At 74.5% G+C, this 517-nt stretch carries 1 pseudogene; it reads right to left on the reverse strand.

The features are described 5' to 3' along the window. Nucleotides 1-201: 201 nt before the first annotated feature. Nucleotides 202-517, reverse strand: a pseudogene (locus tag D588_RS25180) (hypothetical protein); the annotation flags it as partial.

Genomic DNA, 517 nt, shown 5'->3' on the forward strand with positions numbered 1-517 from the left:
CGGGGCGCTGGCGGCGCCGGGGCTGGGCTGCTGCGCGCAGGCGGCCAGCGGCACGGTCAGCGCCAGCAGGCCCAACAGATGGTGGCGGATACGGTGAGTCATCGGACGCAAGCCTCCGGTTCGGGAAGGGGAACAACGAGGGGACGAAGCAACGGGGACCACGCGCCGGAATGAGGCACGGACGCCTGCCGGCGCGCGGGGTCAGGGTTGCGGATGCAGCGGCGGGTTGGCCACGGCGTCGGCAGGCAATCGGGGTTCGAACGGATAGAACGCCGCCGGGTCCGCGCCGCTGTGCGGGAAGCTGGCGGTGAACTCGCTCCCGGCATCGGCGGATGGCAGCGTCGAGCGCGGCCACGGCCGGGCCTGCAGCGGCGTCGCCGGATGCCCGAACGGATCGCTGGCGCGTTGCGCGACCATCGTCGGCGGCGCGACCGGCGCCACGAACGGCGTCTGCGCCGGCGCCTTGGCCTGCGGTTTGGTAGGCGCCGCTGCGGCATAGGCGCGCTCGGCCGGGACA

Origin of the sequence: Xanthomonas sp. SHU 308 (assembly GCF_000364645.1) — a bacterium.
Lineage (GTDB): Bacteria > Pseudomonadota > Gammaproteobacteria > Xanthomonadales > Xanthomonadaceae > Xanthomonas_A > Xanthomonas_A sontii.